The sequence below is a fragment of the Stieleria mannarensis genome (genome assembly GCF_014154935.1).
Taxonomy (GTDB): domain Bacteria; phylum Planctomycetota; class Planctomycetia; order Pirellulales; family Pirellulaceae; genus Stieleria; species Stieleria mannarensis.
In genome coordinates this window covers 1-1,287 of sequence record NZ_JACEHH010000157.1, presented here as the reverse complement: position 1 = coordinate 1,287, position 1,287 = coordinate 1, and the positions used below count along the sequence as shown (strand labels likewise).

The window sequence follows — 1,287 nt, the reverse complement described above, 5'->3', positions numbered from 1 at the left end:
CAATCCAATGCACCCGAGCGGCGAAGTCGGGCGTTTTCGGATGGACAATCTCTCGTCGCCGCCGGGTGATTGGTGACGTTCCCCGACAAAGGACATTCCGATACCAAAGTGGCTTGAATCACTACGTGACTTCATCAACGGTCGCCCCAACCCGATTGACGCTTGGACTGCCATTCGCCGAGCTGGCTGGTCAGAATCGTACCGATGCGAATTATCAACGCTCGACCTGCCATCTGAACTGCCCATACACGAGGCCGCTAGCGAATTCCTGACGCGTTACGGTGGACTTACGATTGACGTTCGGGGCGAGGTCACGCTCTTGCCGGTCGAATGCGACGATGACATCGAACATATCCTGGACGCACGAGAATCTGACGGACGCGATTACTACCCTGTTGGTCGAATTGACGATGAATGTGCCACATGTATTCTGATCGACGGTGAGGGCAACTTCTTTTTGTACATCGCTCCTCCGGGTGCGGAAGCACCGCCATGGCCCGTTACAGACTTCAAAGCTGCCATCCGATTCGCCATGCAATAGACTGCAATGGTGTTTGGAAAGCGGGGAACAATCCAATGCACCCGAGCACGCGAGTCGGGTTTTTCGAAATGGTCAATTACTCGCGCGTGCCGGGTGATTGGTAACGTTATCGGATTCAATGAATGACGATTTTGCTTTTGTTGATAGAGTGTTCTCGTCCGCGACACCCGAACGGAATTGTTTAGCGGCCGCGAAACTCAGAAATCTTGGTGAATCCGGTCGTCATTTACTTCCAGTCGTCTATCAACTGTGTCGCGAGGTCGTTGTTGATGGTGAACTCAGCAAGGTCGAATACGGCTTTTTGCTCTCAGCAGTCCGGTCAATTGGATGCGTCATTAATTCCATTGACTTTGATGCAAGGGACGAGTTGCATACCGAGTTCGTCGACTGGGCGATCGCGCTCACGTACTCTGCCGACAATGAACTTAGGGCGATTGGAATTTGGACGCTGGGAGATTTGGGGGTTCCACCCGAATGCGTGCGCGAACGTCTGATTGATCTCGTTGGCTCGGAACGCTACGCCAACGATCATGATCACACGACATCGCGGTCGATTGCCTTTCGAATGTTGGCACGAGTTAGCCGAGAAACCGCCGCTAAATTCATTGGCACCGAAGCTTGCAAGGAATACCTTCAATCCATGAATTTCTGGCTGCGACGCAACGCAGAGCGACCAACCGGTCACTATGACCATGGACCTGCATTAGAGGCTGAGGTTGCATGGCTTCGTTGAAATACCGATAACA

1 protein-coding gene is annotated in these 1,287 nt (G+C 52.8%); it reads left to right on the top strand.

What is annotated here, in order from left to right:
- The first annotated feature begins 659 nt into the window (after window positions 1-659).
- A complete protein-coding gene (locus tag H1B37_RS32860) occupies window positions 660-1,274 on the top strand; it encodes a hypothetical protein (RefSeq protein ID WP_182871495.1) in 615 nt (204 codons plus the stop codon).
- The last annotated feature ends 13 nt before the right edge of the window (window positions 1,275-1,287 follow it).

What these genes read in the sequence shown, in the direction of transcription:
- H1B37_RS32860 (WP_182871495.1), top strand. Translation starts at nt 660, where the DNA reads ATGAATGACGATTTTGCTTTTGTTGATAGAGTGTTCTCGTCCGCGACA.